This is a genomic window from Rhizorhabdus argentea, from assembly GCF_037861105.1.
Taxonomy (GTDB): domain Bacteria; phylum Pseudomonadota; class Alphaproteobacteria; order Sphingomonadales; family Sphingomonadaceae; genus Rhizorhabdus; species Rhizorhabdus argentea.
Map to the genome: position 1 here is coordinate 1 of NZ_JBANFK010000050.1, position 3,282 is coordinate 3,282.

The following is a 3,282-nucleotide window of genomic DNA, read 5'->3' on the forward strand; positions in this document are numbered from 1 at the left end:
TACCACGCCGTGGCGGCCAAAGCTCGATGATCTCGACATGATCGTGGCCCATGCCCTGGCGTGGGAGCGCAAGCTGGGGCAGCGAGCTAGAAGCAACGACGAGACTCCCCTGCGCGCCGGCCGATAGCATCTCGAATCGCCGTGGGCTGAAGCCGATGACGCGGGGTTTAATGGGCGCAGAAGCGCCAGGGCATCTACATCTCGAACGGCGCGGCCCTGGCGTTCAAGCGCAAGTCTGATTCCGCCCTCAAGGAGACGGACCTGTTCATCTTCGGCCTGTTGGTCAATTTCAACGGCTATTATCCCGATGTTCGCAGCACATGGTCAACAAGACCGACATGGTCATTGGCGGTCCTCAAGACACGTAACGCCGCCAGACGATCCACCGCCTGGCTTTCTGCCAAGGAACGCCGTTGCCACGGTGCGCGGACAAGCAACGCGGATATGGCAGCGCAGCGGCGACACCTGACGTCAACGCAATCGCTATCAGCGGCTATGCGAATGATGCTCATTCGTGGGCGGCTTCCATACGGCGTCAGACGGCGCGCAATGTACGGGTTCCAGGCCACAGCGGGATGGTCTGGTTGCCATTGCCGCTGGCCGTGAGCCTCGTGCTACATCTGCGACAGCATAACCCCGTAAGAACACGTCAGCTGTCTCGGTGATCTGCTCCCTCGGTAACACTGCAACTTTCATAACGCGCGGTGTCGCATAGCAGCGAGAATTGCTGTGTTCTAAGGCTGACCGGGATTAGGGCAGCTGGTTGCTCCAGTGGAGTACGCCCGATGGCCAATCGACCTGCGGGTCGTCGCAGGCGCAACCCTCGCATCACCAACCAAGGACAGCTTGCCGCTCGCAGCGGCCACAGACAGGAGGGACACGTGCACGATGCCGCAAAGGTCGCAGAACTGGAGCGCCAGCTGGAGCGTAGCATCCAACTGCAGGAAGCATTGATCGCTGGCTTGGTCTCGGCCGGTGTTCTGACGCGGGATCAGATAGCCGAGATGATGACCGGCATCCTGCCAATGCCCGCGCCGACCGCCGCTCATGGCTTGGATCAGCTATGGGCCCAGTTCCGGTCGGCCTATCTTCATTAGCCGACGCCGATGCCCCGTGGAGTAAAGGCCATATATAGTGAGGGAAATAACGATTCTTTGTCCAGAAGGGAAATATCACGGCGATGAAGACAGCAGCAATAAAGGAGGTAATCATGCCGATTCTCGACGCGATTTTCGATCATACGATCGCTTGGCACGATACTGATCTCTGGCTGTTGCTCGACGAACTCAGGGAAATATCTTGAAGGGGCACGGGCGGAACCACACGCGGTCGCCGCAAGCCGACGGCAATCTAACCTACAAAAATGGAGATTGGGAAGACTGTCGAATTACCAACTATCAAGGTTTGCAAAACGAACGCAGTTCTTATCGCTGCGCTTCGCGAGCAGCATAGCCTCATCGGCCCGTTGGATGAGCTGTTCGGCACAGGTATCGCGATCAGGTTGTATGAACGCTGCACCGAAGGACGCGGTGACGGCATGGCCCGCTTCCGTGCCATAGTCTTTAATGGCGGTACGCAGCTGTTCGAGCCTCTGGGCCGCATCGCGCGCCGAAAGATGGGGTAAGAGCAGCGTAAACTCGTCGCCACCAAAACGGGCCAGCGCGTCGCCGGGCCGAGTCATAGCTTCCAGCAGCCGCGCCACTGCGCACAGGCAGGCATCGCCAGCCGCGTGGCCCCGCCGATCGTTGATCGCCTTGAAACCATCGAGATCCAAATAGACCAACATCAGCATGTGCGGCGTCCGCGCCGCGCGTTTGATCTCGCGCGTAGCACGGTCAAGAAAGCCGCGACGATTGAGAAGGCCGGTCAGCGGATCGCGAACGGCCTCCGCGTGGGCGCGCTTGATCTCGGATAAGTCTTCCATCACTGAAATGAAGAAGTCCGGCGTGCCCTTGGCGTCGCGGATTAGCGCCACTGTGAGTTTGACCCAGACGGTGCTGCCGCCGGGGCGAATATAGCGCTTTTCCATTGTATAACGGTCGTCGGCGCCCGACAGCAGGCGCTGCACATGTGCGAGGTCGGAAACTAGATCGTCAGGATGGGTGATCTGCTGGAAGCCGTGCTGCACCAATGCCGCCACACTATAGCCCGTGATGCGGGCAAACTGTCCGTTTACGCGTAGGAACCGGCCATCGGGCGCGACATGAGCAATCCCAACCGGAGCCTGCTCGAACGTCGCATGAAAGTGAGCTCGCTCAATATCGAGCGCCTGCCGCACCTGATCGGCTTCCAACTGCGCAGCAGCAGCGAGGTTTAGCAGCCGCGTAAATAAGGCGGGATCGCCGGCCGCAGTCCGCTCCTCGGCGATCGCGCCAACAAGATCATGGAGCGGCGACCCCTCAGGCGGTTTCTTCAAATGATCATCAGGGGAAAACATATGCTGCTCGAGACAACGGCCTTCGGCCTGCCAAACGGATCACTCGGGTCGCCTTTCACTTGTGATCGGAGGATCGAACAATCCTACCCGTCGATCTACCCACCCGTGGCCTTCCATTCGTTAACCACGACCATTCCGAGCCTTGATGTTGCCTACATAGGTCCCAAACATGCAGGCTGGCCGTCGAATCCTCACTCCACGAGTGTAGACTATCCTGAGCCGCGCTTGTTTGCGCATCTATAGATGCGCGTAACAATAAACGGTCAACGAAATTGTACATCGACCATACTATATTTGATCCATTTTGGACAAGAATTGAAGAGGCCCAGCAGTCGTCTAGGCGAGGCTCGCGCAGTTTTCCCGGTGCAGCGGTTGCGGCTCGACAGCGTCGTAGAGCAAGGTGTGATGATTGCGTTCAACTCCCGAACCAGCGTCGTTCAGGCGGCGATGGCCACCTATGCCGCCGCTTCCGCCAAACTGTCCAGTGCGCAGGTGGTAACGGTCGGCTGTAACGGCGGTTCCACCAATTGCGTTAACAGCGCTCGCACCTGCACCTGCGGCAGCGGCACCTCGCCAGCGCCCACTTATATATAGGAACGACGTGCAACGCCGCATGCGCCGACGGCAGCCTTGCGGGCTATTATATGAACATCAAGGGCGTCGCTGCGAGCAGCACGATGCTAGTGCCCGCGGCGATGCTGGGCGGCAACATGGTGCAGACCCGCAGCGCTTTGGTGCGACTGCAATGACGCGATTGCTGCGCAAACTGCCGCTCCACCAAGAGCCGCCGATCGCGCCCGTAATCGGCTATCCGGTCCCGCAGCGATCCGCTATGTCCATCCGGG

The 3,282-nt window shown here is 59.4% G+C and carries 3 protein-coding genes; 1 reads left to right on the forward strand and 2 read right to left on the reverse strand.

Annotation, left to right across the window (positions count from 1 at the left end):
* Positions 1-881: 881 nt before the first annotated feature.
* The gene (locus AAC645_RS20255; RefSeq protein WP_340318387.1) at positions 882-1,097 is read left to right on the forward strand and encodes a hypothetical protein; all 216 of its coding nucleotides are present in this window, start codon (positions 882-884) and stop codon (positions 1,095-1,097) included.
* A 290-nt stretch (positions 1,098-1,387) separates the two neighbouring features.
* Here the strand turns inward: AAC645_RS20255 and AAC645_RS20260 are convergent, their stop codons facing one another.
* On the reverse strand, positions 1,388-2,437 hold the full coding sequence (locus AAC645_RS20260; protein WP_340318388.1) for a sensor domain-containing diguanylate cyclase: 1,050 nt from the start codon (positions 2,435-2,437) through the stop codon (positions 1,388-1,390).
* Between the two features lie 640 nt (positions 2,438-3,077).
* On the reverse strand, positions 3,078-3,282 hold a 205-nt coding region (locus AAC645_RS20265), incomplete at its 5' end, for a hypothetical protein (protein WP_340318389.1).